This is a genomic window from Mycobacterium sp. 663a-19 (genome assembly GCF_035616495.1).
GTDB lineage: Bacteria > Actinomycetota > Actinomycetes > Mycobacteriales > Mycobacteriaceae > Mycobacterium.
In genome coordinates this window covers 152981-179531 of sequence record NZ_JAPJAV010000001.1, presented here as the reverse complement: position 1 = coordinate 179531, position 26551 = coordinate 152981, and the positions used below count along the sequence as shown (strand labels likewise).

Below are 26551 nucleotides of genomic sequence, written 5' to 3'. Positions count from 1 at the left end.
CGGCGCCATTCCCGCGGAGCGGGATCACTACGATGCGGGCTCGTCGACCTTGCGGCGGTGCGCGGCGAGGAAGTCATCGACGATGCGCTCACAGTCTTGACGATCGATGGCACGCAGCCCGGTGAGGCGCGCGAAGGCGACCGGCCCCACGAGTTGGCACAGGATCAGCTCGGGGTCGAATTCATCGAGGTCGGCGCAGGCTTCGGGGCTTTGCAAAAGTAGATCGAACGGCTGGCGATACTGCTCGATGATCCGGGTCCGCAGCGCGTGCCGATCGTAGGTCTCCTGAGTGCTGTTTGATGTTGGGCCAAGCGCGACCCAAGCCAGTGTGGTGACGTGCAGCGGCGCCTCCTGGAACAGCGTGGCCTGTCGGCTCAACAGTTCGATGAGTTGGTCGCGCAACGATCCCGTCGCCGGCGGAAGGTGAACCTGCGGCAGCAGCCGTTCAAATGTGGCGGCCAGTAGTTGAGTGGAGCTGCTGAAGTGGCGATAGAGGGTCGTGCGCGCAACTTTAGAGGCCTTGGTGACCGCGTCTATGGTGACGGCTTCAATCCCGCCGGCGCTGAGGAGTTTGGTGGCTGCATCTAATAGCCGGGTCCGGGAGCGCACCAGGCGCGGATCGACATCGTCGTCGACCGGCATGTCAAAACCGTCGCGCTCCATATGGTCACCGTAAACCCTACGCATACCTGGCCCGCACCGAATCGCATCTGCATTGGCGATTGATCCAGCCACTACCCAACTAACGCTACTGTTGGTAGCATAGCGCTACCAATAGTACAGTTATTCGTAGGGGTTTGTGCGTAGTAGGGGGATTCGTGATCAGGCAACGGCTCGAACAACCCGTGGTCCAAAAGGCCACCAATGCACGGCTGGCATGTCGGTTCATGAGGCCATCCCACGAACCCTCCCAACTTGTGCGGCAGGGACTCGCACACGCCGAGGATGGCGTTCTGCGATGAATGCGCTGCTTGCGCTAACCAGGACCCAAGTGTGGATGAGTGCGGCTCGCGGTTTCAGGCTCAGCGGCCGCACCATTACCAGTGACATCCACCGAACGCCGCCGGACCAAGACCGCGTTCGTCCTCGGCATTACCCGCCTCGCTACTGCTCATACCTGGACGACAATTTGATGAACCGGGAAATGTACAACCACGTGCACGACGATCCCACCAGGCTAACTTCCCGGCTGGCTTTTCGTCTGCGGCGTTCATGAACCTTTCAGAATTTCGGCGACGGTGCGTCGTCACGGTCAATCAACCTGCGCGCCGAGGGGCACGTCGCGCCAGGCGCGAAATGCTGGTCCGTCGCCTGCGGGGTGCTCTCGGGCCAATCCAGGTGAGTAGTGCGGTAGCGGTCGACGGGTGCACGCCTGTCGCGGTTTCGGCGACGAAGCGAAAGGGTACTAGCGGTACTGTTCCGACACCGTTAGTTTCTTTTGGGATAACGGAGGTGGGGGATGGCGGACAACGGGTGGGTTTCCTCGGGGGTGGCGACGCTGAGTCGCCCAGTTCGGGAGCAACTTCGCAAGGTCGCGGCGGGCGAGGGCGCATACAGTGATCGACTAGCTCGCCTGGCGGGGTTCAGCATCCGACATAAGGTGCTGGTCATCGGGGCGTGGGTGGTGACCGCCGGCGTCCTGGCGATGCTGTTCCCCCAGCTGGAAACCGTTGTGAAACAGCAGTCGGTGAATCTGGTCCCCCCTGATGCTCCATCGCTGCAGACGGTTGACCGGATGGGCACGGCATTCGGCGAGCAGGGGTCCAAGACCACCGTCTTTGTTGCATTCGAGGACCCGACGGGCCTGACTGCGCCGGTGCGTCAGCGCTACAAAACGATGGTTTCGCGGTTGCGTGCCGACTCCCAGCACGTGCGACTGGTTCAGGATCTGTTAGCCGACCCCGTTACTGCGGGTCAGGCGATGAGCCAGGATGGCAAGGCGTGGTATGTGCCGGTCGGGGTAGCTGGCACGCTCGGCGATCCTAGAGCGGCGGAATCCGTTCGGGCGGTGCGCGCTATTGTCGCCGAGTCGTTTAGCGGTACGTCCACGATCGTTCGTGTAACCGGACCTCCCGCGACATTCAGCGATCTAATCGATTCGGCTGAGCAGGATTTGATTGGCATCTCCATCGTGACAGCCGGTCTGATCGCGGTGATTTTGCTGGTCATCTATCGGTCACTAGTTACCGCGTTGCTGCCATTGCTCGTGATCGGTGTGAGCCTGGCGGTCGGGCGCGGGGTGCTCTCGGCGCTGGGCGAATCAGGAATGCCGGTGTCGCAATTCACGATTGCGTTCATGACTGCCATCTTGTTGGGTGCCGGCACCGATTATTCCGTGTTTCTGATCAGCCGGTATCACGAGCAGCGCCGCCAGATGATTTCGGCTGACCTGGCTGTGATTAACGCAACCGCCACCATCGGGCGGGTGATCATGGCTTCCGCCGCGACTGTGGCGTTTGCGTTTCTATCCTTGGTCTTTGCGAAGCTGAGCGTATTTAGCGCATTAGGCCCGGCGTGCGCGATCGCTGTCTTTGTCGGAGTCGCAGCTACAGTAACGTTGTTTCCTCCGGTATTGGCGCTTGCCGCGAAACATGGCATTGGCGAACCCAAAGCTGACCGCACGCGCCGATACTGGAACTGGATCGCCGTGGCCGTGGTCCGCCGACCCGCCCCACTGCTGGCCGCCAGCCTGGCACTTGTATTAGGCCTCGCGGCTGTCGCGCTGACTATGCACATCAGCTACGACGATCGGCAAGGACAGCCGGCGACGACCACCAGCAATGAGGGCTATCGCTTGCTGGATAGGCATTTCCGCAAAGATATCGTCATCACACAGTTCATGGTCGTCGAATCACCCACAGATATGCGCACCAGTAAAGGCCTAGCCGACCTAGATGAAATGGCGTCTCGAGTGTCGCAATTGCCGGGCGTCACCAAGGTTTCCGGTGTCACTCGGCCCACCGGTGCACGCCTCGATCAGGCACAGCTCTCGTGGCAAAACGGCCAGATCGGCAACAAGATGGCCGGCGCGGTCGCCAAGGGAGACGCCCATAAGGACGACCTGGCCAAACTCACCAGTGGCGCCGACCAACTCGCCGGCGGCCTGGCGCAACTTGACACCACCCTGCGCACGGCATTGACACCGCTGACCGCGGTCCTTACCCAAGCCCAGTCCAGCGGATCGCAATTTCAACACTTTCGCCCTCTGCTGCAGCAACTTTCGGCTACCACACCAACCATCGATCAAGCGATCCGAACCGGGCCGGGACTGCGTCAAGAAGCTCAACAAGCCCAAAACGCGATCGCCACGATCGATCCGCTGGTTGGTGCGCTCAACACCTCCCCGTGGTGTGCCACCACACCCGAGTGTGCCCAGATCCGCGATCAGGTGCAGATTCTGGTGACCTTGCGCGATGGCGGCTTTTTCAGCCAGCTCGCCAACCTGGGCGACATGTACCAGCCGGGCAGCGACAATGCGGCGGGCACCGTAGCAGATCTGCAGAGCACGGTCACCTCGCTGAACAAGGCTTTCGGAGCACTCGGCGATCCCGCCGACATGGCCGGCAATATCCGCCGCCTCCAAAACGGCATCAGCCAGCTCGCGTCGGGTGCACAAGCCCTGGCCACCGGCGTGCACACCCTTGCCGACAGCAACATCGAAATGTTGTCCGGCATGAGTCAGGTCGCCACCCAATTACAAAATTCCGCGCGGTCCAGCGCCGGTTCGGACAACGCCAGCGGCTTTTACCTGCCCGCCAACACCTTCGAGAATCGCCAGTTCGCCGATGTGGCAAAACATTTTATGTCGGCCGATGGCAAGACCGCCCGCTTCGCGATCGAATCGAGCTACAACCCCTACAGCAGCCAAGCGATGGATCTCGCTCAGAAAATCACCGAAGTTGCCGGGGCCGCACGCCCGAACACCTCCCTGGCCAACGCCACGATATCGATGGCCGGTTTCCCCGCCGTCAACTCCGATATTCAGCGCCTGCTGTCGGCCGACTTTCATCTGCTGGCGATCGCCACGCTCGTCATCGTCGGAGTGATCCTTGTCCTTCTCCTGCGTGCCTTGCTGGCCCCGCTCTACCTCCTCGGTACGGTCGTACTCAACTATGGCGCGGCACTGGGCATTGGGACGCTCGTCTTCCAATACGGCCTGGGTAAGGAAATCGCCTGGCCCGTACCGCTTGTGGCGTTCATCATCCTGGTCGCCGTCGGCGCCGACTACAACATGCTGCTGATCTCGCGGTTACGCGAAGAATCCGCTCACAACATTCGCGTCGGCGTGCTACGCACGGTCGCAAACACCGGTTCAGTCATCACCTCAGCCGGGCTCATCTTCGCCGCGAGTATGTTCGGCCTGATGGTCGGCTCTGTCGGAATCATGATCCAAGTCGGATTCATCGTCGGCTGCGGCCTACTACTCGACACCTTCGTCGTTCGCACCCTCACGGTGCCCGCGATCGCTACGCTCCTGCGCGAGGCCAGCTGGTGGCCGCAACGGAAATCCTCGACTCACAACGGCCGACCACACCGGACCACATGACAATTGGCCGAGAGCGCATCCGCACCAGCGACGGGATCACTCTCGTGGCCGATTGCTACCGGCACGCCGCGACTCACCCCGTCGTGTTGCTGCTCCATGGCGGCGGCCAGAACCGTCACGCGTGGGCCACCACCGCCCGTCGACTCTATTCCCACGGCTACACCGTCGTCGCCTACGACACACGAGGTCACGGCGACAGCGACTGGGACCCGAGCGGACAATATGACATCGAACGGTTTGTGTCCGATCTGATCTCGGTACGAGGACACGTCAGCGCCGACAGTCCCCCCGCCGTCGTCGGCGCGTCGCTGGGTGGGCTGATCATCCTCGCTACCCATCTGCTGGCCCCACCCGACCTCTGGGCAGCCGTTGTCCTGGTCGACATCACCCCGCGAATGGAATTTCATGGGGCCCGTCGCATCCTGTCATTCATGGCCGGACACCCCGACGGATTCGGCACGCTCAATGATGCCGCCGATGTCATCGCCGAATACAACCCACGCCGCGCGCGACCCGAAAATCTCGACGGCCTGCACAAGGTTCTGCGCCAACGTAGCGATGGCCGATGGATCTGGCGCTGGGACCCGGCCTTCATCAGCTCCAACTTCGATGTCCTCCAAGGCAATCTCATGACGGGCAGCGAGGAGTTCGACGCCATCAGCGGATTCCTCGCCGAAGGAGCACGTCGAATCACGGCCCCAACGCTGTTGGTACGCGGGGCACTTTCAGACGTAGTCTCCCAGGAAACCGTCAGCGAATTCCGCCAGCTCGTCAGGCACGCCGAAACGACGGACGTCACCGGCACCGGTCACATGGTTGCCGGCGACAACAACGACGCGTTCACCGCCGCGGTTACCGACTTCCTCGACCGCGCCATGAGGACCCTGACATAAGCATCCAGCGAGTCTTCAGCCACCCGGGCTACTGATGTGCCATGGCTTTGGGTTGTGTTGCGTCTGAGTCATTCTCGTCGACAGGAAGGTCGTGCCGAATCGCTCGGACGCGACCTCGCGGCAGACACGCCACGTATCCGTGACACTTGCCATAGAGTTCCCACGAGGTCGCCGCTACATCCGGGTCGACGTCGATGCGGTGGCCGGGGGAGAAACAGAGATGTAAGGCCCCGTCGTCGTCGCACCAGGCGCGCGTGCAGATCGCTCCGGCAAGGTCCAACAGTGGCCGCTCCTCGGGCGAAAGGTTGATGGGGTCGATCAACACTTCATCCGACGGCCAGGCTCCTGCCGGCGGGAGGGTCAGTCGCAGCGGTCGGGAAATCACCAATTCGTTGTAACCGTCGAGGTCGAGTATGAGCCCTTCGTGCAGCGAGACTCGCTGAACGGTGCATTGCTCAATCCATTGCGTGTGCATAACCGCCCCCTTCGACGCGTCGGTGAGTCCCATCTATGCTACCGATAGTAGCGCAACGATACTATTAGTATTCCTATGCGCTATCGCGGGCGTTCCATGCATCAAGAATGCGCTGCAAACCTCGATCAATGCGCTCGCGCGCCTCCCCTGCCGTGCGGCTCTGGTGTGGCTGCGGTCGGTTGACCTGCCGTATGCATGCAGTCGTCGGAATGCGAACACTACGGACCGATCTGAGTTGTCATCCCCAAGTGCGACCATCCCAATATGGCGATCACCATCCCATCCGGCCGGCCCAACTGGCGCTTCATGCGCTACGTTCGGCCGCCGACGAGAGACTCGAAGTTGGAGCCTCTGTACCCATTGAGGCCGGCAACGCGCCCGGTGCGGCTGGGCATTGATGTCGGGACCATCGCGGAGCCGCCGGAGGAGGGCTACATCACCGGGTTCCTGACGCGCGACGAGATCGAGGTGCACCTATTGATCCCGGCGGCAACGGAAGCTCCGAGCGGGTGGACCGAGTTGCTCGATGAACCGCCTTGCCACACCGTCAATTTCACGAACGTAGCTGACGCAGGCAAGTTCTGCGACGCGGCCGAGTTCTCCGTCAGCACCGCTCGTGGCGAGAGCTACCGTGCCTGGTCCAAGGCTCGGTTCTTCGCCGCGTACCAGCAGCTCGATGAGCACGATGCGCCGGACGGCCTCCCCCCGTTGACGCTCGATCAGCGACATCGTGCAGCTGCCTATGCTGCCGCCGCCGGGGCTGTTGGCATCGATGCCATCGTCACCACCGCCCCCACTGCGGGACGAACAGATGTCGCCGACAACGATGTGGTCGTCAGCGTGACACCCGACGCGGCTGTACCACTCATCGGTCACTACTTGCGGGTGACTAGCAATCCGGTTGTGACGGTCGAGCGCGGCATGTTGGTGGGTGGCGGAAGCTGGGAGACGACGGAGTCGACTGCGACCATCGTCAATCTTTACGACTGGGGCACGGTCAGCGGATTGCCATACTTCGATGCCGCTTCAATGTTTGCGGCTGCCGCTAAAGGTGGACCTGAGGCCGCAGAGGCATTCACGTCGGTTCGCATCCGCCTGAGACGTGCAGCGCGCGCGTTCGACGATCTGCTGGCCGCGCTGTCGAACCCGCTGGACGGGAAGCGGAACGAAGATGTTGCCGAGGCTACCGCTGAAGCTTTTGACCGTGAATTACTCTATCTTGCAGCAGTTTTCGATATTTTCGGGCGTGCTTACCAAGCGATGGTCGACCCGTCAGTTGATCGGAAAAAGGCTCGGGGATCACTCGACTCGCGGACCTTCATCGACAAGGAAGTGCGAACGCAGTACGACCAGTCACTTTTGGGTGACGTGACGCGCCTGCGGGTGTATGCGTGGCTCTGCAAGCAGTTGAGGAATCACATCCACGATGGCGTTCTTGCCGTCGACACCCACCCTGGCCGCAGCTACGGCAACACGATGAACGTGGCGCTGAATCTCAGTGTGATTCCCGAGTTAGCCCTCGGTGCCGACAATGAGATGACTCAGCACCACTACGACGCGCTGGGAGTGTGGCAGACCGAACCTGTTTCGCCCTTTACCGGTTCGTCAATGGTGGCCGACCTTGCGACAACCGGTTTCACCCTCATCCGAGCGGCGCTCGAGTACATCGAAGCGTTCACGAAACTTATCGTCCGGAACAAACCGGCGAATGCGCCGTCGTCTAGTGCGTTCCTGGGATGCGTGCAGGCTCGTCCGGGCGAGGTCGAGCCAGCGCCCCCAAAGCGAGCAGTGTTCTATCAAGCACTGTTCGGATTACATCCGGACAGCGTGTAGTGGACCCCTAGCAGCCCGACACGAGGTTGACGCCGTCATGGACCCGCGAATGAGTTTCTTCGTCGAACGCGTCCAGTACACGCACCGCGAATGCAGGATTCATCGCTGACTGAACTTCCTCCCTTGTCATCCAACGAACCTCGCGGGCTTCCGCAGTGGGGTGAGTGTCCCCATCGGCCGGATGGCAGCGGTAGACCAGAGCGACAATCCCATGGGTCAGGTTCTTGTAAACGCCGGTGAGACGTTCTACCTTCACCGTCAATCCGGTTTCCTCAAGGACTTCGCGCCGAACACCGTCCTCAAAAGATTCGCCTAGTTCGAGTACACCACCAGGGGCTTCCCAGTGGCCGTTGTCGTCCCGCCTGATCACGAGAACGCGATCATCGTCACGCACTACGATGCCGGCGACACTGACCGAGTGCTTAGGCGAGGTTGCCATTTCTGGGGTCCTCCTTGTTCGATGCCGGCAGAAGAGACACGGGTTGACTGGCTTCCTAGACTAGTCGTCTAGACATGTGATGGAAGGCCAGCGGGTGCTGCAACTTGGACAAATCGACAGAGCCGATGACAAGCCGCCATATCGGCAGATCGCGGGCATGTTGCGAGAAGCGATCCGTTCCAACCGGCTAGCTCCCGGGGAACGACTGCCGTCTGAGACGGAACTTATCGAGCATTTCGGTGTGGCACGCATGACGGTAAGACAAGCTGTGCAGGAGCTTCGTTCCGAGGGACTGGTCGTCTCGCAGCATGGCCGCGGGGTGTTTATTCGCCCGACGCCCCCCATCCGCCGGCTCGCGTCGGATCGATTCGCGCGACAGCATCGCGCGGCAGGCAAGGCGGCGTTTACCGTCGAGGCCGAGAAATCGGGTTACTCGCCGCAAGTCGACAATATTGCGGTGAGCCGCGAGAAGCCGAATTCGTTTGTAGCGGAACGACTTCGATTATCACCGGACGATGACATCGTCGTGCGATCGCGCCGCTACCTGGCGAATGGCCGACCGGTTGAAACGGCGGTCTCCTTCATCCCGGCTGCTTTCGCCGAAGGCACGAGGATCGAGCAGGTGGACACTGGGCCCGGGGGCATCTACGCCCGACTGGAAGAGAATGGCCACGTACTCGGTCACTTCACCGAGGAGGTCGCAGCCCGAATGCCCACTCCCGAAGAACGGCGGCAACTGGAACTCGAACCAGGCGTTCCCGTATTGACAGTGCTGCGAACCGCATATGACGCGAATGACGTGGCGGTTGAGGTCTGCGACACGGTGAAAGTTGCTTCCGCCTACCTGCTCGAATACGAGTTCCCGGCCCGCTGAGCCCAAAGTCTTCGATCAACTGGGCGTCGACCGTTGCACTCCTCTAGACGACTATGTAACCTCAACTTGTCTAGAGCAGTTCTCATGAAAGGTCGACAAATGTCTGTGCCGAAATGGCTCAAGGTGTCACACCAGCAGGTTTTCCCACGCAAAGCGTTTGTGGTGTCCGACGTGACGGCGGTGATCGATTACGAGCGGTCGACGAAGGACAACAAGGTCCAGGCGACTGATCGAGAATCAGGCGCTCCGTTGTGGCAGGTCGAAGTCCTCGACGGCGACCCGACAGCTAGTAAGCGAGCGCGCACTCTCACCGTCAAGTTCGCAACGCCCAAGCAGCCTGTGTGCCCACCGAACACTGCCGGAATGCCCTTCACACCAGTGATTTTCGAGGAACTATACATATTGCCGTACGTAGACCGTTCGAGCGAATCCGGCCGCATCGCGTGGTCGTTTCGGGCCTCGGGTATGACTGCGGACACCGGCAAGGCGGGGTCCTCAGCGGGAGACCGGGTGTCAGCATGAGTCCGTACGACCCCGTAGTACCTAGCGATCCGTATTCGATTCCAGATCCCGACGCCGGCATCGACTTCTTTGACCTCACGCACCTGCTGGCGGTCGGCGCCATGTGGCTCATTGCGGTGATCGGCGTGGTCGCCGTTTCGCTCGTCGTTTGGAGAGTGCGTTCCCCCGCCACATTTGGGCGTTATGTTGCAACACCAGCATGTCGGGCCCGATGGCTGATCTGGGCATCGATCTCCTGGCCACGGGTTGCCAAGGCCTGCGGGTTGTCGACTCCCGAGCACGTCACACGCACGGACGCACAGGGCAAGAGCAGGACGAGGACAGTTTGGACTCATCCTCGCCTTCTCGGGGTGAGCATGTTCGGCGACTGCCTACGGATGACAGTCCGAACACGGACCGGCCAGACGGTGGACGACCTCGAAAACGCGGTCCCCGCAATTCGTGACGCTGTCGGGGCGCATTCCGCCCGCTCGACACTGATCGGCCCCGGCACGGTTCGCGTGGAATTCGTTATGAAACAATGCCTTTCAGAGGCAGAGACCGCTGCATTCCCAACCAGCGTCGAGCCGACGGGCGTCGAGGTCGGCCGGCGTGAGAATGGGTCGGCATGGACTCTGCGCGTCGCCGGCCTGCACACCCTCACTGTTGGGTGCTCGGGTGCGGGCAAGGGCTCCGTTTTTTGGGGCATTGCAGGCGGATTAGGCCCAGCCATCAAGGCGGGAACCGTGCGGCTGTTCGCCGTGGATCTCAAGTACGGGATCGAAGTGTCAGTCGGGTCTGCACTATTCAGCGGCATTGCGACGACCGAGGCCAACGCCGCGAGACTGCTGACCAACTTGGAGGAGCTACTAGACAGCCGCGGTCGCAGGATGGCCGGCCGAGCGCGTTCGCACACACCGAGCACCGCCGAACCGCTCGTCGTGCTGCTCATCGATGAATTCGCGGGCTTGACCGCATACATGACGGACGCGGCACTGAGGAAGCAAGTTGCGGGCTCACTCTCACGCATCCTGACAAAGGGTAGGGCTGTAGGCATCGTGGTCGCCGCATTCATGCAGGACCCTCGCAAGGAGATTCTGCCCATGCGCGGGTTGTTCACCCAAACCGTCGCACTGCGGCTGCGCTCACGCGACGAAGTCGCCATGGTCTTGGGTGACGGCCTCGCCGACGCCGCCCCCGCGCATCGGATCAACCCAAATGAGCCTGGTACCGGATACGTCATCGCCGAAGACGGGTCAACGATGCGAGTACGCGCCGACTTCTGGCCCGATTCGCTAATCCGTTCTGTCGCACAAGAATACGGGCCTACAAGCTCAAGTCGCGCTGGTTCAGCAGAGAACTGAGGACATCGGCATGACAACCCTCGGCATCAAAACCAGCGCCACCGCGACAGCGACCTTTCCAGAGCTTCTAACAGCGGAGCAGGTGGCCGAGCTGCTTGGCGTGTCCGCTGCGACGGTGAGTCGATGGGGCGCATTGCGCGAACACGGCGCAGACGTGGGACCGCCCTGCTACACGCTATCTGATCGCGTAAGACGTTGGGACGCAGCTGAAGTCCGCGCATGGCTTCGTAAGGTGCGTCGCTAAGTGGCCGGATCGGTCCCGCGCGGTATCCGAAAGCGGATCAATTCGGCCGGTCTGCCGCGCTATCAAGTGCGCTACCTGGTGCGTGATTCAGACTCCCCGTCGGGATGGGCTGAGACGTCGTCGACGTTCGCCACCTTGCGAGAAGCGCGGGCATTCAAGGCCGACCGGGATGGCGAAGCGGCGATCGGCGCCAGACGCTTCGACCCCCGACTTGGCCGGGCCAAACTCGCCGCTGTCTGGACGCAATACAGCGCGTTGAAACGCCCCGCAGTGTCGCCCAAGACCTGGAGCGGCTACACCCAGCATTGGGAACTACGCATCAGTCCGCGTTTCGGCCACGTCCCGGTTGATGAAATCAGCCGAAAGGATATACAGCAATTCATCGATTCCATGACCGTCGGTCCCTGGGCCAAACTCGCCACGCTGCGGCTGCTGCGGTCGATTCTCGACATGGCGCGCGAGGACGGTCGAATCCACAGCAACCCGGCTGACGGGGTGTCATCCGGGCGGATACCCACCCGAGAACGCCACCGCTATCTGACCGCCACCGAAGTCGCCGCCCTGGCAGCCGCATGCGGCGACCACGGCGACGTGGTGATCATCCTCGCCTTCACCGGCCTGCGCTGGTCCGAACTCGTCGGCCTGCGGGTCGGCGACATCGACCTAACTGCGCGTCGGCTCTATGTCCGCCAGGCCGCGCCAGAAGTGGAAGGCCGGATCATCGTCGGGCCGCCAAAAACTCGCGCCGCCGCCCGAACCGTCCCACTCCCCCAAATCGTCATCGACGCGCTCAAACCAAGGATCGATAATCGCGCGCCCACAGAACATGCAATCACCTCGCCAAATGGCGGGTTCCTCAGATCAAACAACTGGCGCCGGCATACCGACTGGAACGAAGCCCTAAAGAAAACCGGACTGGTGCCGCTGACGATTCACGACCTGCGCCACACCTACGCCAGCCTGGCCCGGGCCTCCGGCGCCGACCTCCGCTACGTCCAGAAGACGATGGGGCACTCGACGCCGACCGTCACCGCGAACATCTACAGCGACCTCTATTCAGACGAACTCGACCACGTAGCCACGAATCTCGACCGGCTTCAGGACGTCGCCAAAAACCGGGCGAACGGACAGGAACCGGACACACCGAACCATCCATAGAGTGCCATCACCGCGTCCGTGCAGCTCAAGACTGGTGGCCAGGGGCGGGATCGAACCGCCGACCTTCCGCTTTTCAGGCGGACGCTCATACCGACTGAGCTACCTGGCCGGAAGGCAGCTAGTGCCTCGCCGCGCTGGCGACCCTGACGGGACTCGAACCCGCGACCTCCGCCGTGACAGGGCGGCGCGCTAACCAACTGCGCCACAGGGCCTTGCTGCTGCTCCGCGTCACCGCGTCGCACGTACCCCCTACGGGATTCGAACCCGCGTTACCGCCTTGAAAGGGCGGCGTCCTAGGCCGTCTAGACGAAGGGGGCCAGAACCGAATCTCTCCGGGGGCACTCGCAACGCAGTTACCGTTGGGAGCCACGCCAGCTTAGGTTACCGCGGGCAGAATCCTCAAACGAGCGCCGTTCGAGCGCCATTCGAGCGCCGGTTCGAACCCAGTATCCTGATTCTTCGCGGCCCCTATAGCTCAGTTGGTAGAGCTACGGACTTTTAATCCGCAGGTCCTAGGTTCGAGTCCTAGTGGGGGCACCGAAAGCCGCGTGACCTGAGGAAATCAGGCACCGGCGGCGCTCGAAGAGCCCGTCCGGGCACCCGACGCGGCCGGGGTGTAGCCGACGACCCGCTTGGCTATGCTTCGCAGGATGAGCGGCGATGCGGCCTACCCAAACGCCCCCGTAGCCCTGGTAACCATGGAAATCCGTCACCCCGCAACGGATTCCCTGACCGAATCGTCGAGCAAAGAGCTGAGAAATCTGCTCTTCGAATACCTGCCGATCGAACGTCAGGCCCAGGACATGGCGTGGGCGATGGGCGCCGGTGGAAGCCCGACACCCACCGCGGAGCGGTTCGCCCGTTTCGTCAACCGCGACAACACGCTCGCCGCCTCGATGAAGACCCAGGCGTTGGTCGTCGAGACCACCGCCTACACCAGCTTCGAGTCGCTGGTCGACGTCACGATGCGGGTCATGGACGCCCGCTCCCAGGTGTCGTCGATCGTGGGCGTGGAGCGCATCGGCCTGCGCTATGTCCTCGAGGTCCGGGTCCCGGTGGGCGCGGACGGCCGCATCGAGTGGGCCAACTGGATCGCCGAGCCGCTGCTGGGGCCCCAGCACGTCGCTCCCGGCGGCCTGACGTTGACCGAGTGGCAGGGCGCCGCCGTCTACCGCGAAGCGCAACCGGGCAAGTCGATCATCGTGCGCTACGGGCCGGGCCTGGGTCAGGCGCTTGACCCGAATTACCACTTGCGCCGGACGATACCGGTGCAGCCCGGGCCGTTTTTCCTGTTGGATGTCGACAGCTTTTGGACGCCGGTCGGCTCGATACCCGAGTACAACCGGGACGCGGTGCTGGGCACCTTTCAGGACCTCTACGAACCGGCCCGGGCCGTGTTTCAGGAGATGCTCGTCGGGCGCCCGCAGGACGACCTGCTCCGCTCCTAAGGGCTGAGTTCCGCGCTTGTGTACGTCACGTCGGCGAACGCCGCGGCGACGTCGTCGTCGGGATAGGTGAAGCCGTTGGCCGCGTGCAGCTCCCTGACCGTCCGGGTCGAGGTCTGCCACCCGCGCCGGTTCAGGTGGTTGATGATGTGGCTGCGCTGGCCGTGATAGACGAGCTCGTTGAAGTCGATTTCGAACCCGAGCTCACTCATCCTGTCATGGTGGGCGCGCCACCGCTCGTCGGCGAAAACGGCTGTGTCAGGCACGAATTCGAATGCGAGCCGACTGCCGGGAGCGCTCAGCGCGGTGATGTTGTCGAACAGCGCGTCCTGGGCGTCATCCGGCAGGTACAACAGCAATCCCTCGGCGCTCCAGGCCGCGGGCGCCTGCGGGTCGAATCCCGCCGCCTGCAGCGCGGCGGCCCAGTCGTCGCGCAAATCGACGGCGACGGTGCGCCGCTCGGCGGTCGGCTCGGCGCCGAGATCGCCCAGCGTCAGGGTCTTGAACTCGATCACCTCTGGCATGTCGACCTCGTAGACGACGGTGCCCGCCGGCCAGGGCAGCCGGTAGGCGCGCGCGTCGAGGCCCGCCGCCAGGATCACCGCCTGCCCGACGCCGCCTCGCGCCGCGTCCAGAAAGAACCGGTCGTAGAACCTGGTGCGGCAGGCCATTCCCCGGGCCATTCGTTGCGGATCGAATTCGGTATCCCCGCCGACCGGGATCTGGCCGTTCACCAACCGGACGTAGACGTCGATGCCGACCGCCCGCACCAACGGCGCCGCGTACGGGTCGTCGATGTACTTCGCGTCGGAAGACAGCGCCCGCTGGGCGGCGACCATGGTCGCCGTCGCCCCGACGCTCGTCGCGAGGTCCCAACGATCGCTATCGGTGCGCGTCATGCATTCCCTCATCCCGAAGCTCAAACAATATAGACAGTCTAGTTAACACGATGCTTCCGGCCCGTCCGGGACTACCCTGCGAGCTGTGACCGACTTCGCGCAGCGAACGATCGACCTGGCCCGCCGCAACGTCGCCGAGGGCGGTCGTCCGTTCGCGACGGTGATCGTCAACGACGGCCGCGTTCTCGCCGAGAGCGCCAACCAGGCGGCCCAGACCAACGACCCGACCGCCCACGCGGAAATCCTGGCCATCCGGGAGGCGTGCACGAAGCTGGGCACCGAGCACCTGGTCGACGCCACCATCTACGTGCTGGCTCACCCGTGCCCGATGTGCCTGGGCTCCCTGTACTACTGCTCGCCCAAGCAAGTGGTCTTCCTGACCACCCGCGAGTCCTACGAGCCGTACTACCTCGATGACCGCAAGTACTTCGAGGTCTCGTCGTTTTACGACGAGTTCGCCAAGAGCTGGGACCGGCGGCGCCTGCCGATGCGCTACGAACCCCGGGACGCCGCGGTGGATGTCTACCGGTTGTGGAACGAGCGCAACGGCGGCCAGGCCACGTCCACCGTCGTCCCGCGGGGCTGAGCCGCGCTGAGCCGGCATTGAACTGGCATTGACAGCGCCGCCGGCCCTTTCGCTATTGTCTGCGTATGCATGCAGGTAATGGTGAAGATCGGTTGCCGGACGACCAGGCCGGCCTGGTGGTCGAGGTCTTCCGGATGCTGGCCGACGCCACCCGCGTGCAGGTGCTCTGGTCGCTGACGCATCGCGAGATGTCGGTCAACGAACTCGCCGCGCACGTGGGCAAGCCGGCGCCGTCGGTCTCCCAGCACCTCGCGAAGCTGCGGATGGCACGTCTGGTGCGCACCCGTCGCGAGGGCACCACCATCTTCTACAGCCTGGAGAACGACCACATCCGCCAGCTCGTCATCGATGCCGTCTTCAACGCCGAGCACGCCGGTCCCGGGGTTCCGCGCCATCACCGCGGTGACGGTGACCTGAAGGCGGTCGGCGCGAAAGGCCGGTAACCACAACACATTCCACGCGCACGGATTGCTCGCAAACGTAAGCTCAGGAGACCGCCGGGCAGTAGTGCTTCGGGTCGTCGCGCTCGTCAACCGGCGGCAGGTTACGCGCGGGCGTCTGCACCAACGGTGCGTCGGACGGGATTCTGCCCGCGGCGCGGTCCCAGCCGGCGCGGGCCCGCGGGTGCTTTCGGAATCGACGGGGCACGACGGCGAAAGCCAGGCGGACGAGGTCGCCGAAGCGGCGGTGCAGCCATTCGTCGCGGCGTGACCAGCGGTGGCCCATCAGCTCGCGCACCGGCGGATCGTATAGGCCGACGGTGAGCCACACGAAGAACGGCGCCAGCAATTTGCGTTGCGCGGTCCACAACCAATCCGGAACCCATTGGGCGAACGGCGGTTTGGGCAGCTCGGTCAGGTCGAGCACGGCGCGCGCCGCCTCGTTGTTCTCCAAAACGTTGCGGCACATGTGGTCCCAGTAGGCCTGGAATTCCTCCCAGGAGTCCGGCACCGGGCGCATGCTCATGCCGTACATCCGGTACCAGTCGACGTGCTCGTCGAACAGCTGACGCTTCTGCGCCTCGGTCAAGCCGCCGCAAAACCGTTCGGCCACATGGATGGTGCCGACGAAGAAGGTGGCGTGCGCCCAGTAGAAGACGTCGGGGTTCAGGGCGTGGTAGCGGCGACCCTGTTCGTCGACTCCCTTGATGTCGATGTGGTAGTCGCGGACCTCGCCGCCGGTGACCGGCGCGCGTTCGCCGTCGAAAACGACGCCGCCGATCGGGTACAGCGAGCGCAGCAGCCGGGGCCAGCGCTCCCGGAAGAAGGTCGAGTGATCGATCACCGCCGCGCCCAGTTGCGCGTGCATGTTCTGCATCGATCCCGCCCAGGGGCCCTGCAGCATGCCGCGCCAGTCCCCGAAGTACCGCCAGGTCAGGGAGTCGGGCCCGAGCGGCGTCGGCGGCGCGTCGTAGCCGAGCGGCGACACCGGGCAGCCTGCGGCCACGCCGCCCTGCGTGCTCGGGCCGCTAATGGCTGCGGCGCTGGTCAGCGGGCAGGCTGCGGACGTATGTTGAGTCACTGTCACGGATTCCCCGGTATCGGTAATTCTGACTACATGCGTTGTCAGTTTTCAGCTTAGGAGGCATGTGCAGTCCGGTCAACGCCGGGGCCGCTGGACCGGCGTCCCCCTCGAGAGTCGCCTCGCCCTCCGCCGCGACAACCTCATCGACGCCGGCGTGCAGTTGCTGGGCAGTGACCGTGGGCCCGCGCTGACCGTCCGGGCGGTGTGCCGCAAGGCCGCGCTGACGGAACGCTACTTCTACGAAAGCTTTTCCGACCGTGACGAATTCGTGCGCGCCGTCTACGACGACGTGTGCACCCGGGCAATGAACGCCCTCACTTCGGCGAAGACACCCCGCGAAGCCGTCGAGCAATTCGTCGAGCTGATGGTCGACGACCCGGTGCGCGGCCGGGTGCTGCTGCTGGCGCCGGCGGTGGAGCCGATACTGACCCGGTCCGGCGCGGAGTGGATGCCCAATTTCATCGAGCTGTTGCAGCGCAAGCTGTCGCGAATCGGCGATCCCGTGCTGCAGAAAATGATTGCGACGAGCCTGGTCGGCGGCCTGTCGAGCCTGTTCACCGCCTACCTCAACGGTCAGCTCGGGGCCAGCCGCAAGGAATTCATCGACTACTGCGTCAACTTGCTGTTCAACACCGCGGCCCCCTACGTTCGCTCGCCTGAGCTGCGGCAATCCGAGTGACGGTTTTCTTCCGGGGCGGCTCGGGAAACCGGCGACGTGCGGCGAGGGAACTTGTTGCTACTGGGGTACACAGATATATTGGTGCAACCATCAGACACAGATAACTGGAGGACCTATGTCAGCGGAGCTGACAAACCTACAGCTGTTGCAGGAACTTGAACCGGTCGTCGAGAAGTACCTGAACCGGCACGAAAGCATGCACAAGAACTGGAACCCGCACGACTACATCCCGTGGTCGGACGGCAAGAACTTCTACGCGCTGGGCGGGCAGGATTGGGAACCCGGGCAGTCCAAACTGTCGGACGTCGCCCAGGTGGCGATGGTGCAGAACCTGATGACCGAGGACAACCTGCCCTCGTATCACCGCGAGATCGCAATGAACTTCGGCCTGGACGGCGCCTGGGGCCAGTGGGTCAACCGCTGGACCGCCGAGGAGAACCGGCACGGGATCGCGCTGCGCGACTACCTGGTGGTGACCCGCGCGGTCGACCCTTACGAGTTGGAAAAGTTGCGCATCGAGGTGGTGAACCGCGGCTTCAGCCCGGGCCAGAACCACCAGGTTCGCGAGGACCTGTTCGCCGAGAGCCTGTTCGACTCGATCACGTACGTCACGTTCCAGGAGTTGGCCACCCGGATCTCGCACCGCAACACCGGTAGAGCCTGCAACGAGACGATCGCCGACCAGATGTTGGCCAAGATCTCGGCCGACGAGAACCTGCACATGATCTTCTACCGCGATGTCACCGAGGCCGGCTTTGCGATCGCGCCCAACCAGGCGATGAAGTCGCTGCACAAGGTGCTGCGCAACTTCCAGATGCCCGGCTACCAGGTGCCCGAATTCCGGCGCAAGGCCGTAATGATCGCCGTCGGCGGCGTGTACGACCCGCGCATCCACCTCGACGAGGTCGTCATGCCGGTGCTCAAGAAGTGGCGCATCTTCGAGCGCGACGACTTCACCGGTGAGGCCGCCGCCCTGCGCGACGACCTCGCCCTGCTGATCAAGGAGCTCGAGACCACCTGCGACAAGTTCGAGATCTCCAAGCGGCGGCAGCTCGAGCGGGAGGAACGCACGGGCAAGAAGACCACCGCGTTCGAGTTGCACCAGACGGCGGGCACGCTGACGATGAGCCGCCGCTAATCCGGCCTTGCGCATAGGTCCGATCACCCTCGCCAGCCCGGTGGTGCTGGCGCCGATGGCGGGCGTGACCAACGTCGCGTTCCGCACGCTGTGCCGTGAACTGGAGCAGTCGAAGGTCGGCACCGTCAGCGGGCTGTACGTCTGCGAGATGGTGACCGCGCGTGCGCTCGTCGAGCGCCATCCGGTCACCATGCACATGACGACGTTCTCCCCGGACGAGTCGCCGCGCTCGCTGCAGCTGTACGCCGTCGACCCGGCCACCACCTACGCGGCCGCCAAGATGATCGCCGACGAGGGCCTGGCCGACCACATCGACATGAACTTCGGCTGCCCGGTGCCCAAGGTGACCAAGCGCGGCGGGGGCGCGGCGCTGCCGTTCAAGCGGCGGCTGTTCGGCCAGATCGTCGCCGCGGCGGTGCGCGCCACCGAGGGCACCGAGATCCCGGTGACCGTGAAGTTCCGCATCGGCATCGACGACGACCACCACACCCACCTGGACGCCGGCCGCATCGCCGAAGCCGAGGGCGCCGCGGCGGTGGCGCTGCACGCCCGCACGGCGGCGCAGCGCTACTCGGGCAGCGCCGACTGGGAGCAGATCGCCCTGCTCAAGGAGCAGGTGACGACGATTCCGCTGCTGGGCAACGGCGACATCTACGACGCCAGCGACGCGCTGGCAATGATGGCCAGCACCGGATGCGACGGCGTCGTCATCGGCCGCGGCTGCCTGGGCCGGCCCTGGCTGTTCGCCGAGTTGTCGGCCGCGTTCACCGGCAGCCCACCGCCCACCCCGCCCACACTGGGCGAGGTCGCCGACATCGTGCGGCGCCACGGCGAGCTGCTGGCCGCGCATTTCGGCGAGGACAAGGGCATGCGCGACATCCGCAAGCACATCGCCTGGTACCTGCACGGTTTCCCCGCGGGCTCCGAGCTGCGCCGCGCGCTGGCCATGGTCGCCACGCTCGACGAGCTCGACCGCCTGCTGGACCGGCTCGACGGCGCCGTTCCGTTCCCGGACGCGGCGACGGGACCTCGCGGCCGGCAGGGCTCGCCCGCCCGGGTGGCGCTGCCCGACGGTTGGCTGAGCGACCCCGACGACTGCACCGTACCGGCCGGGGCGGACGTCATGCACTCCGGCGGCTGAGCCGACGCGGTCTCGGCATCGCGTCCGGCGCGATAACTCAGTACGATGTGGGCCTTGTTGCATTGCGCTCGGCGGCGGATCGGTTCACCCCGCCGCCCGGGGCCCGCGTTGGACGCACGCACACGGACACCGTGGGTGTCCGCATCAGAGATTCGGAGGCCGGTAGACATTGGGTGACGGCGAGTACGACGCCGCTCTTGGCTATCGGCGCGCGGGCGGCAACGGCGCGCGCCCGTCGCTCCGGGCCGCGCCGTGGGAGCGGTTCTACGAGCCGGAGCGCAACGACGCCGCCCACCGATGGCAGGTCGAGCCGTCGCTCATCGAGCCGCCCGTCGAGCACGACGCCGGTGACGACGGCGCGCCGGCCGGATGTCACACCGCCGGTGGGATCAGCGTCGCCGACCTGATCGCCAAGGTCGGCGCCCCGCCCGCCGGCCGGCCCCGCCACCATCACCTGGCCCCCGAGCCCGCCCCCGAGCCGGACCCGCCCGTCGTCCCCATCGCCTTGCAGGAAACCGAGGTCATCGACACCCCGGCCTACTTGCTCGCCTCGGACCCCGCGCCGCCCGACCCCGACGACGCCGTCGACGAAGCGCCGGCGCCCAAGTCACGCCGGCGGCCGCTGCTGCTCGCCGGGCGCTCGCTGACGGCGATGTTCGCGGTGCTCTCGCTGGTGCTGACGGGCGGGGCATGGCAGTGGAGCACGTCGAAGAACAGCCGCCTCAACACCATCAGCGCGCTAGACCCGGACTCGAGCGACATCCGCGACCCCGGCGGGCAGTACGGCGACGAAAACTTCCTGATCGTCGGGGTCGACTCGCGCGCCGGGGACAACGCCAACATGGGCGCCGGCGACACCGAGGACGCCGACGGCGCCCGGTCGGACACGGTGATGCTGGTCAACATCCCGGCGAACCGCAAACGCGTCGTGGCGGTGTCGTTCCCCCGCGACCTGGCGATCACCCCGATGCAGTGCGAGGCCTGGAATCCGAGCACCGGCAAGTACGGACCCCTCTACGACCCGAAGACCAAGACGTGGGGTCCGCGGATGATCTACACGGAGACCAAGCTGAACTCGGCGTTCGCCTTCGGCGGGCCGAAGTGCCTGGTGAAGGAGATCCAGAAGCTGTCCGGGCTGAACATCAACCGCTTCATCGCCGTCGACTTCGCCGGGTTCGCGAAGATGGTCGATGCGCTGGGCGGTGTCGAGGTCTGCTCCAGCACGCCGCTGCACGACTACGAACTGGGCACGGTCCTGGAACACAGCGGACGTCAAATGCTCGACGGCCCAACCGCATTGAACTACGTGCGGGCCCGGCAGGTCACCACCGAGACCAACGGTGACTACGGTCGGATCAAGCGGCAGCAGTTGTTCCTGTCGTCGCTGCTGCGTTCGTTGATCTCCGAGGCCACGTTGCTCGATCCCAACAAGCTCAACAACGTCGTCAACCTGATCATCGGCGACACGTACGTCGACAACGTCAAGACCAAGGACCTGGTCCAGCTCGGTCAATCGTTGCAGGGCATGGCCGCCGGCCACATGACCTTCGTCACCGTGCCGACCGGCGTGACCGACCAGAACGGCGACGAGCCGCCGCGGATGGCCGACATGCGGGCGCTCTTCGACGCGATCATCAACGACGACCCGCTGCCGGAGGAAAACGACCAGAACGCAAAGAATTTGGGGACGTCCCCGACCTCGGGGCCAACGACGGCGCCCACCACCAAGAAGACGCCGCCCCCCAGCGCGGCTCCGGAGGCGCAACACCAGCAGGTCACCACGACCTCGCCGCAAGACGTCACCGTGCGGGTGTCCAACGCGACCGCGCGGAGCGGTCTCGCCGCGACCGCCACCAGCCAGCTGAAGCGGGACGGCTTCAACGTGATGACGCCGGACGACTACCCGAGTTCGGTGAACACGACGACGGTGCTGTTCTCGCCCGGCAACGAGCAAGCCGCGGCGACGGTGGCGTCGTCGTTGGCCAACGCGAGGGTGCAGCGGGTGTCCGGTTACGGGCAGGTCGTTCAAGTGGTGCTGGGCCCGGACTTCAACTCGGTGAGCAGCCCGGCGCCCAGCGGCTCGCCGATCAGCATGCAAATAGAACGCGGCTCCGGCAGCTCGCCCACCAAGCTGCCCGAGGACCTTGCGGTGACCAACGCCGCCGACACCACCTGCGAATAACCGGTTCTCGCGGTCGGTCGACCGCCTTTTTGGGACTCGAGAACGTACGCTTGGGGACATGCGCACCGCCTACCACGAGCAGCTCGCGGAATTGTCCGAGCGCCTCGGCGAGATGTGCGGGCTGGCCGGGGCCGCCATGGAGCGGGCGACGCAGGCCCTGCTGCAGGCCGACCTGGTGCTGGCCGAACAGGTGATCTCCGACCACGAAAAGATCGCCCGGCTGAGCGCGCAGGCCGAGGAGAGCGCCTTCGTGCTGCTGGCTTTGCAGGCGCCGGTCGCCGGCGATCTCCGGTCCATCGTGAGCGCCATCCAGATGGTGGCCGACATCGACCGGATGGGCGCGCTGGCCCTGCACGTCGCCAAGATCACCCGCCGGCGCCACCCTCAGCACGCGCTGCCCGAGGAGGTCAACGGTTATTTCGCCGAGATGGGCAGGGTCGCAGTCGAATTGGGTAACAGCGCCCAAGAGGTGGTGTTGTCCCGCGACCCGGAGAAGGCCGCCCGGATCCGCGAGGAAGACGACGCGATGGACGACCTGCACCGGCACCTGTTCTCGGTGTTGATGGACCGCGAATGGAAGTACGGGGTGGCGGCCGCCGTCGACGTGACGTTGCTGGGCCGGTTCTACGAGCGCTTCGCCGACCACGCGGTGGAGGTGGCCAGACGTGTCATCTTTCAGGCGACCGGCAGATTCCCGGAGGACGACGCGGCGCCCGCCCCGCGTCAGCCGAAGCGGCCGGAGATGTAGTCCTCGGTCGCCTTCTGAGTCGGGTTGGAGAAGATTTTCTCGGTGTCGTCGATCTCGATGAGCCGGCCGGGCTTTCCCACGGCTTCGAGGTTGAAAAACGCCGTCTGATCGCTCACCCGGGCGGCCTGCTGCATGTTGTGCGTGACGATGACGATCGTGTAGTCCTGCTTCAGTTCGCTGATCAGGTCCTCGATGGCCATCGTCGAGATCGGGTCCAGCGAGGAGCACGGCTCGTCCATCAGCAACACGTCAGGCTGGACGGCGATGGCCCGCGCGATGCACAACCGCTGCTGCTGGCCCCCGGACAACCCGCCGCCCGGCCTGTCCATCCGATCCTTGACCTCATCCCACAGGTTCGCACCGCGCAGCGAATATTCGGCGGTGTCGTCGAGCAGCTTGCGGTTGCGCACGCCCTGCAGCTTCAGGCCGGCCACCACGTTGTCGCGAATTGACATGGCGGGGAACGGGTTTGGCCGCTGGAACACCATCCCGATCGCGCGACGGACGCCCACCGGGTCGATGTTGGGCGCGTAGATGTTCTCGTCGTCGAGCAGCACGCTGCCCTCGACCCGGGCGCCCGGTATCACCTCGTGCATCCGGTTGAGCGTGCGCAGCACGGTCGTCTTGCCGCAGCCGGACGGGCCGATGAAGGCCGTCACGCTGCGGGGCAGGATCGACAATGACACATCCGCGACCGCGTGGAACGTCCCGTAGTAGATATTGACGTCCTTCAGGTCCAAGCGCTTGGCCACCGACTACTCCTGCCTACGCCTTCTTGGGGGCGAAGATCTTCGCGACCGCCCTGGCCGCGACATTGATAACCGCGATCATCAGAATCAGGGTAAGCGCCGCACCCCACAACCGCGCCGTGGTAACCGGGTTGACGCCCGCGCCGGCCGATGTCTGGTGGTAGATCATGCCCGGCAGCGACCCCATGAACCCGCTGAAGATGTTGAAGTTCATCGCCTGCGCGTAGCCGACCAGGACCAGCAGCGGCGCCGTCTCACCCATCACCCTCGCCACGGCGAGCAGGATTCCCGTCAAGATGCCCGACATCCCGGTCGGAATCACCACCCGGGCAATGGTTTTCCACTTCGGGACGCCGAGCGCGTAACTGGCCTCGCGCAGGTCGACCGGGACGGTCCGCAGCATCTCCTCGGTTGCCCGCACGATCACCGGGAGCATCAACAGGACCAGCGCCAACGACACCGCGAATTCCGAACGCGGAAAGCCCAGCGTCGCCACCCACAGCGCGTAGATGAACAGCGCGGCCACGATCGAGGGCACCCCGGCGAGGATGTCCACCATGAACGAGGCCAACCTGCCCAGCGGGGCGCCGCCGCCATACTCCACCAGGTAGATCGCGAGCATGATGCCGATCGGGATGGAGATGATCGCGCACACCAGTCCCTGCAGCACGGTGCCGACGATCGCGTGGTAGGCACCGCCGCCGGCCGCGAACGCCGTCATGCCCGCTTGTGAATGCCACCACCACACGATCGACGTGATCGCCTTGTACCCCTTGACGGTCACCGAGCCCAGCACCCACAGCAACGGCATCAGCGCAATCACCACCGACACCGACACCAGCACGGCAGCAACGATGTTCGCGACCCGGCGGCGCCGGCTCACCACCGAGATCGTCCTCGGTTTCAGGGGGCGGTCCAGCATCGAGGTCACGGATGCAACCCCGCGGTTCTGGTCCCGGTGAGGGCGCCGCGCGCCACGGCGTCGACCACGAAGGTGAGCAGAAAGAGCACCAGCCCCGCGGCGACGTAGGCGCCGGCCCGGTATTGGTCGTTGAACTCCGACGCGGCCGCCGCGATCTTGGTCGCGAGGGTCGAACCGCCGTCGAACAGCGACCAGCCGAACGCTTTTTGGGTGCCGCGCAACAGGATCAGCAGCGCGACCGTCTCACCCATGGCACGCCCGAGACCCAGCATGGCGGCGCTGACGTAGCCGGACCGCCCGAACGGCAGCACGGTGGTCTTGACCACCTCCCACCGGGTGGCGCCGAGCGCCAGCGCGGCCTCGATCTGATCGCGCGGCGTCTGGGCGAACACCTCGCGGGTGACCGCGGCGATGATCGGCAGGATCATCACCGCCAGCACGATCCCGCCGGTGAAGATGGTGCCGCCGCCGGCCACGGATGCGTTCCCGGTGGCGAACAGGAAGCACCAGCCCAGGGTGCGGTTGAGCCACGTCGCGATGGGTCGCAAATGCGGCGCCAGCACGTGTAACCCCCAGGCGCCGTAGATGATCGAGGGCACCGCGGCCAGCAGGTCCACGGTGTAGGCCAGAACCACGGCAACCCGCCGCGGCGCGTACTGGGTGAGACAGGTGGCGACGCCGAGGGCGACCGGCATGGCCAGGACCAACGCGAACAGCGACACGGCCACGGTCACCTGCAGCAGGTCCAGGATTCCGAAGTGCATCGCCGAGGTGTCGGTGGTGACCCAGTTGCCGCCGTAGCCGAAAAAGTTCTCCCGGTTGCGCTGCAAGGCGGGTATCGCGCGCAACAGCAGGAAGCCGCCGATCGCGACGATGAGGACGACGATCAGGACGCCGGAACTCTGCGCCAGCCGGCGAAATATCTGGTCCCCCAGGCGTGGTCGGTGGACTCCCCACGGGCTGATGGGGATGATCGGCGCCGCCCGGGAGGGCGCAGCGACGACCGCCCCCGAACCCGCGTCGGCCGGGTTCGGCGTTGTCACGGTGATCCCGTCACTTGCTCTCACGCTCCCCTATGCCCGGCGGCTACTGCAGCGCGTTGACCGCGTTGACCAATCGCTCCTTGACCTTATCGGGCAGCGGAACATACCCGGCCGCCGAAAGTCCGGCCTGACCGTTGTTGGCGGCCACCGTGATGAACGACTTGATCGCCCGGGAGGTGTCCGCGTCGTAGCCCTTGGAGCACACGATTTCGTAGGTGGCCAGCACCAGCGGGTAGGCCCGCGGTTCCTTGGTGTCGTACATCGGGTTCAGGTCCAGCACCAGGTCGTTGCCGTCGGCCACGAAGCGGGCGGAGTTGACGGCGTTGCTCGCGGTGTCGGTGCGCAGCGGCACCACGCCATTGCCGGTGTCGATCTGGGCGTAGGGCAGGCGGGCCTGGTCGGCGAAGCCCTTCTCGACGTATCCGATGCCGCCCGGTGTGGCCAGCACCGCCTGGATCACGCCTCCGGACTTCGTGGCCCCCTCGCCGACACCGCCCTGGAACTCGGTGCCGACCCCCTTGGTCCAGGTCTGCGGCGCGGCGGCCGTGAGGTATTTCTGCAGGTTGTCGGTGGTGCCCGACGAGTCCGACCGGTAGATCGGCGTGATCTTGGTGTCCGGCAGGGCGACGCCCGGATTGAGCGCCGCGAGGATCGGGTCGTTCCAGGCCGTGATCCTGCCGCTGAAGATCCTCGCCAGCGCGTCGCTGCTGAGGACCAGCCCCTGGATGCCCGGCAGGTGATAGACCAGCGCAACCGGCCCGAACACCAGCGGCAGGTCCCACGCCGGGTTTCCGCCGCAGCGCTTGGCGGCCGGGCCGAGCTGGTCGGCGACCAGCGGAGAGTCCGCGCCGGCGAAGTCGACGTGCCCGGCGATGAACTGCTCCCGGCCGGCGCCCGAACCGGTCGGGTTGTAGGCCACGCTCTTGCCCGGGCAGTACTGACCCCATGCCTGGTTGAACAAAGCCATCGCATTCTGTTGAGCGGTCGACCCCTCCGCCGTCAGCAGGTTCTTCCCGGCGCAGGCGGCGGCGCCGGCCGGCCCCGAGCCGGCGGTCGTCGACGCGGCGCGGTTGTTGTCGCTGCCGCAACCGGTCAGGGCCACCGCACCGACCACCGTCGTCAACGCCGCGGCCCCCAGCCTCCTGCCAACCCTGTCGCGGCTCACCGA

Annotated in this window: 25 protein-coding genes and 4 tRNA genes; 17 read left to right on the top strand and 12 right to left on the bottom strand. The window is 64.9% G+C overall.

The features are described from left to right. Positions 1-27: 27 nt before the first annotated feature. Positions 28-663, bottom strand: a complete 636-nt coding sequence (locus tag OQ968_RS00930; protein WP_014710941.1) for a TetR/AcrR family transcriptional regulator — start codon at positions 661-663, stop codon at positions 28-30. A gap of 796 nt (positions 664-1459) precedes the next feature. Here OQ968_RS00930 and OQ968_RS00925 point away from each other — a divergent pair. Both OQ968_RS00925 and OQ968_RS00920 read left to right on the top strand, forming a co-directional pair. Continuing rightward, the gene (locus OQ968_RS00925; RefSeq protein ID WP_024636820.1) at positions 1460-4546 is read left to right on the top strand and encodes an RND family transporter; all 3087 of its coding nucleotides are present in this window, start codon (positions 1460-1462) and stop codon (positions 4544-4546) included. Further along, positions 4543-5439, top strand: coding sequence for an alpha/beta fold hydrolase (locus tag OQ968_RS00920; RefSeq protein ID WP_014710939.1), 897 nt, complete (start codon positions 4543-4545; stop codon positions 5437-5439). Before OQ968_RS00925 ends, OQ968_RS00920 begins: the two co-directional genes overlap by 4 nt. Before the next feature lie 28 nt (positions 5440-5467). Here OQ968_RS00920 and OQ968_RS00915 read toward each other — a convergent pair whose 3' ends face one another. Then, positions 5468-5914, bottom strand: a complete 447-nt coding sequence (locus OQ968_RS00915) for a DUF6188 family protein (RefSeq protein ID WP_014710938.1) — start codon at positions 5912-5914, stop codon at positions 5468-5470. Between the two features lie 264 nt (positions 5915-6178). On the opposite strand from OQ968_RS00915, the gene OQ968_RS00910 reads away from it, so the two are divergent. After that, complete coding sequence (locus tag OQ968_RS00910) at positions 6179-7747, top strand: hypothetical protein (protein ID WP_224097130.1); 1569 nt, start codon at positions 6179-6181, stop codon at positions 7745-7747. Positions 7748-7754: 7 nt separating this feature from the next. On the opposite strand, the gene OQ968_RS00905 is transcribed toward OQ968_RS00910, so the two are convergent. Further along, complete coding sequence (locus tag OQ968_RS00905) at positions 7755-8186, bottom strand: NUDIX hydrolase (RefSeq protein ID WP_008263949.1); 432 nt, start codon at positions 8184-8186, stop codon at positions 7755-7757. 79 nt (positions 8187-8265) lie between these two features. Between OQ968_RS00905 and OQ968_RS00900 the strand changes: the two genes are divergently transcribed. The 5 genes from OQ968_RS00900 (at position 8266) to OQ968_RS00880 (ending at position 12327) form a co-directional block, all read left to right on the top strand. Then, positions 8266-9060 (top strand): GntR family transcriptional regulator, encoded by a 795-nt coding sequence (locus OQ968_RS00900; protein WP_020821582.1) that lies wholly within the window; start codon positions 8266-8268, stop codon positions 9058-9060. 99 nt (positions 9061-9159) lie between these two features. Beyond that, positions 9160-9582 (top strand): hypothetical protein, encoded by a 423-nt coding sequence (locus OQ968_RS00895; RefSeq protein ID WP_008263947.1) that lies wholly within the window; start codon positions 9160-9162, stop codon positions 9580-9582. Beyond that, positions 9579-10925: a hypothetical protein gene (locus OQ968_RS00890; RefSeq protein ID WP_020821580.1), complete on the top strand. Its 1347-nt coding sequence runs from the start codon at positions 9579-9581 to the stop codon at positions 10923-10925. Before OQ968_RS00895 ends, OQ968_RS00890 begins: the two co-directional genes overlap by 4 nt. Before the next feature lie 10 nt (positions 10926-10935). Next, positions 10936-11169, top strand: a complete 234-nt coding sequence (locus tag OQ968_RS00885; protein WP_008263943.1) for a helix-turn-helix transcriptional regulator — start codon at positions 10936-10938, stop codon at positions 11167-11169. After that, complete coding sequence (locus OQ968_RS00880) at positions 11170-12327, top strand: tyrosine-type recombinase/integrase (RefSeq protein WP_008263933.1); 1158 nt, start codon at positions 11170-11172, stop codon at positions 12325-12327. It begins immediately after the preceding gene. A gap of 32 nt (positions 12328-12359) precedes the next feature. Here the strand turns inward: OQ968_RS00880 and OQ968_RS00875 are convergent. The 3 genes from OQ968_RS00875 to OQ968_RS00865 all read right to left on the bottom strand — a co-directional run bounded on the left by OQ968_RS00875 (position 12360) and on the right by OQ968_RS00865 (position 12644). Beyond that, a tRNA-Phe gene (locus OQ968_RS00875) sits at positions 12360-12436 on the bottom strand. 26 nt (positions 12437-12462) lie between these two features. Then, positions 12463-12539: transfer RNA gene (locus OQ968_RS00870), tRNA-Asp, on the bottom strand. A 31-nt stretch (positions 12540-12570) separates the two neighbouring features. Further along, a tRNA-Glu gene (locus tag OQ968_RS00865) sits at positions 12571-12644 on the bottom strand. A 147-nt stretch (positions 12645-12791) separates the two neighbouring features. Here OQ968_RS00865 and OQ968_RS00860 point away from each other — a divergent pair. Together OQ968_RS00860 and OQ968_RS00855 are read left to right on the top strand one after the other, a co-directional pair. Next, positions 12792-12864: transfer RNA gene (locus OQ968_RS00860), tRNA-Lys, on the top strand. Between the two features lie 101 nt (positions 12865-12965). Beyond that, the gene (locus tag OQ968_RS00855; RefSeq protein ID WP_420715802.1) at positions 12966-13775 is read left to right on the top strand and encodes a TIGR04255 family protein; all 810 of its coding nucleotides are present in this window, start codon (positions 12966-12968) and stop codon (positions 13773-13775) included. Here OQ968_RS00855 and OQ968_RS00850 read toward each other — a convergent pair. After that, the gene (locus OQ968_RS00850) at positions 13772-14671 is read right to left on the bottom strand and encodes a class I SAM-dependent methyltransferase (RefSeq protein WP_324673734.1); all 900 of its coding nucleotides are present in this window, start codon (positions 14669-14671) and stop codon (positions 13772-13774) included. The genes OQ968_RS00855 and OQ968_RS00850 overlap by 4 nt on opposite strands. 85 nt (positions 14672-14756) lie before the next feature. On the opposite strand from OQ968_RS00850, the gene OQ968_RS00845 reads away from it, so the two are divergent. Both OQ968_RS00845 and OQ968_RS00840 read left to right on the top strand, forming a co-directional pair. Next, the gene (locus tag OQ968_RS00845) at positions 14757-15257 is read left to right on the top strand and encodes a nucleoside deaminase (RefSeq protein WP_324673732.1); all 501 of its coding nucleotides are present in this window, start codon (positions 14757-14759) and stop codon (positions 15255-15257) included. A gap of 65 nt (positions 15258-15322) precedes the next feature. Next, positions 15323-15700, top strand: coding sequence for a metalloregulator ArsR/SmtB family transcription factor (locus tag OQ968_RS00840; RefSeq protein WP_324673729.1), 378 nt, complete (start codon positions 15323-15325; stop codon positions 15698-15700). 43 nt (positions 15701-15743) lie between these two features. Here OQ968_RS00840 and OQ968_RS00835 read toward each other — a convergent pair whose 3' ends face one another. After that, positions 15744-16778 (bottom strand): oxygenase MpaB family protein, encoded by a 1035-nt coding sequence (locus OQ968_RS00835; protein WP_420715816.1) that lies wholly within the window; start codon positions 16776-16778, stop codon positions 15744-15746. A gap of 67 nt (positions 16779-16845) precedes the next feature. On the opposite strand from OQ968_RS00835, the gene OQ968_RS00830 reads away from it, so the two are divergent. The 5 genes from OQ968_RS00830 (at position 16846) to phoU (ending at position 22669) form a co-directional block, all read left to right on the top strand. Continuing rightward, on the top strand, positions 16846-17460 hold the full coding sequence (locus OQ968_RS00830; protein WP_324673727.1) for a TetR/AcrR family transcriptional regulator: 615 nt from the start codon (positions 16846-16848) through the stop codon (positions 17458-17460). 115 nt (positions 17461-17575) lie between these two features. Further along, positions 17576-18598, top strand: coding sequence for an acyl-ACP desaturase (locus tag OQ968_RS00825; protein WP_324673725.1), 1023 nt, complete (start codon positions 17576-17578; stop codon positions 18596-18598). 7 nt (positions 18599-18605) lie between these two features. Then, the gene (dusB, locus tag OQ968_RS00820) at positions 18606-19739 is read left to right on the top strand and encodes a tRNA dihydrouridine synthase DusB (protein ID WP_324673723.1); all 1134 of its coding nucleotides are present in this window, start codon (positions 18606-18608) and stop codon (positions 19737-19739) included. Positions 19740-19908: 169 nt separating this feature from the next. Next, positions 19909-21921 (top strand): LCP family protein, encoded by a 2013-nt coding sequence (locus tag OQ968_RS00815; RefSeq protein ID WP_324673721.1) that lies wholly within the window; start codon positions 19909-19911, stop codon positions 21919-21921. 58 nt (positions 21922-21979) lie between these two features. Then, positions 21980-22669 (top strand): phosphate signaling complex protein PhoU, encoded by a 690-nt coding sequence (gene phoU, locus OQ968_RS00810; RefSeq protein WP_324673719.1) that lies wholly within the window; start codon positions 21980-21982, stop codon positions 22667-22669. Here phoU and pstB read toward each other — a convergent pair. The 4 genes from pstB to pstS are packed head-to-tail and all read right to left on the bottom strand — an operon-like array spanning position 22645 to position 26548. Beyond that, positions 22645-23421 (bottom strand): phosphate ABC transporter ATP-binding protein PstB, encoded by a 777-nt coding sequence (gene pstB, locus OQ968_RS00805; protein WP_324673717.1) that lies wholly within the window; start codon positions 23419-23421, stop codon positions 22645-22647. The genes phoU and pstB overlap by 25 nt on opposite strands. Before the next feature lie 13 nt (positions 23422-23434). After that, the gene (pstA, locus tag OQ968_RS00800; protein ID WP_324673715.1) at positions 23435-24349 is read right to left on the bottom strand and encodes a phosphate ABC transporter permease PstA; all 915 of its coding nucleotides are present in this window, start codon (positions 24347-24349) and stop codon (positions 23435-23437) included. After that, a complete protein-coding gene (gene pstC / locus OQ968_RS00795) occupies positions 24346-25383 on the bottom strand; it encodes a phosphate ABC transporter permease subunit PstC (protein WP_420715801.1) in 1038 nt (345 codons plus the stop codon). The genes pstA and pstC overlap by 4 nt, the downstream gene beginning before the upstream one ends. 43 nt (positions 25384-25426) lie before the next feature. Further along, positions 25427-26548, bottom strand: a complete 1122-nt coding sequence (gene pstS / locus OQ968_RS00790) for a phosphate ABC transporter substrate-binding protein PstS (RefSeq protein WP_420715800.1) — start codon at positions 26546-26548, stop codon at positions 25427-25429. Between the last annotated feature and the right edge of the window lie 3 nt (positions 26549-26551).

Coding starts and splice junctions, on each gene's coding strand:
- OQ968_RS00890 (WP_020821580.1), top strand. CDS start 9,579: ATGAGTCCGTACGACCCCGTAGTACCTAGCGATCCGTATTCGATTCCA.
- OQ968_RS00915 (WP_014710938.1), bottom strand. CDS start 5,914: ATGCACACGCAATGGATTGAGCAATGCACCGTTCAGCGAGTCTCGCTG.
- OQ968_RS00855 (WP_420715802.1), top strand. CDS start 12,966: ATGCTTCGCAGGATGAGCGGCGATGCGGCCTACCCAAACGCCCCCGTA.
- OQ968_RS00900 (WP_020821582.1), top strand. CDS start 8,266: ATGGAAGGCCAGCGGGTGCTGCAACTTGGACAAATCGACAGAGCCGAT.
- OQ968_RS00885 (WP_008263943.1), top strand. CDS start 10,936: ATGACAACCCTCGGCATCAAAACCAGCGCCACCGCGACAGCGACCTTT.
- OQ968_RS00905 (WP_008263949.1), bottom strand. CDS start 8,186: ATGGCAACCTCGCCTAAGCACTCGGTCAGTGTCGCCGGCATCGTAGTG.
- phoU (WP_324673719.1), top strand. CDS start 21,980: ATGCGCACCGCCTACCACGAGCAGCTCGCGGAATTGTCCGAGCGCCTC.
- OQ968_RS00825 (WP_324673725.1), top strand. CDS start 17,576: ATGTCAGCGGAGCTGACAAACCTACAGCTGTTGCAGGAACTTGAACCG.
- OQ968_RS00920 (WP_014710939.1), top strand. CDS start 4,543: ATGACAATTGGCCGAGAGCGCATCCGCACCAGCGACGGGATCACTCTC.
- OQ968_RS00930 (WP_014710941.1), bottom strand. CDS start 663: ATGGAGCGCGACGGTTTTGACATGCCGGTCGACGACGATGTCGATCCG.
- OQ968_RS00850 (WP_324673734.1), bottom strand. CDS start 14,671: ATGACGCGCACCGATAGCGATCGTTGGGACCTCGCGACGAGCGTCGGG.
- OQ968_RS00910 (WP_224097130.1), top strand. CDS start 6,179: ATGGCGATCACCATCCCATCCGGCCGGCCCAACTGGCGCTTCATGCGC.
- OQ968_RS00840 (WP_324673729.1), top strand. CDS start 15,323: ATGCATGCAGGTAATGGTGAAGATCGGTTGCCGGACGACCAGGCCGGC.
- OQ968_RS00925 (WP_024636820.1), top strand. CDS start 1,460: ATGGCGGACAACGGGTGGGTTTCCTCGGGGGTGGCGACGCTGAGTCGC.
- OQ968_RS00895 (WP_008263947.1), top strand. CDS start 9,160: ATGTCTGTGCCGAAATGGCTCAAGGTGTCACACCAGCAGGTTTTCCCA.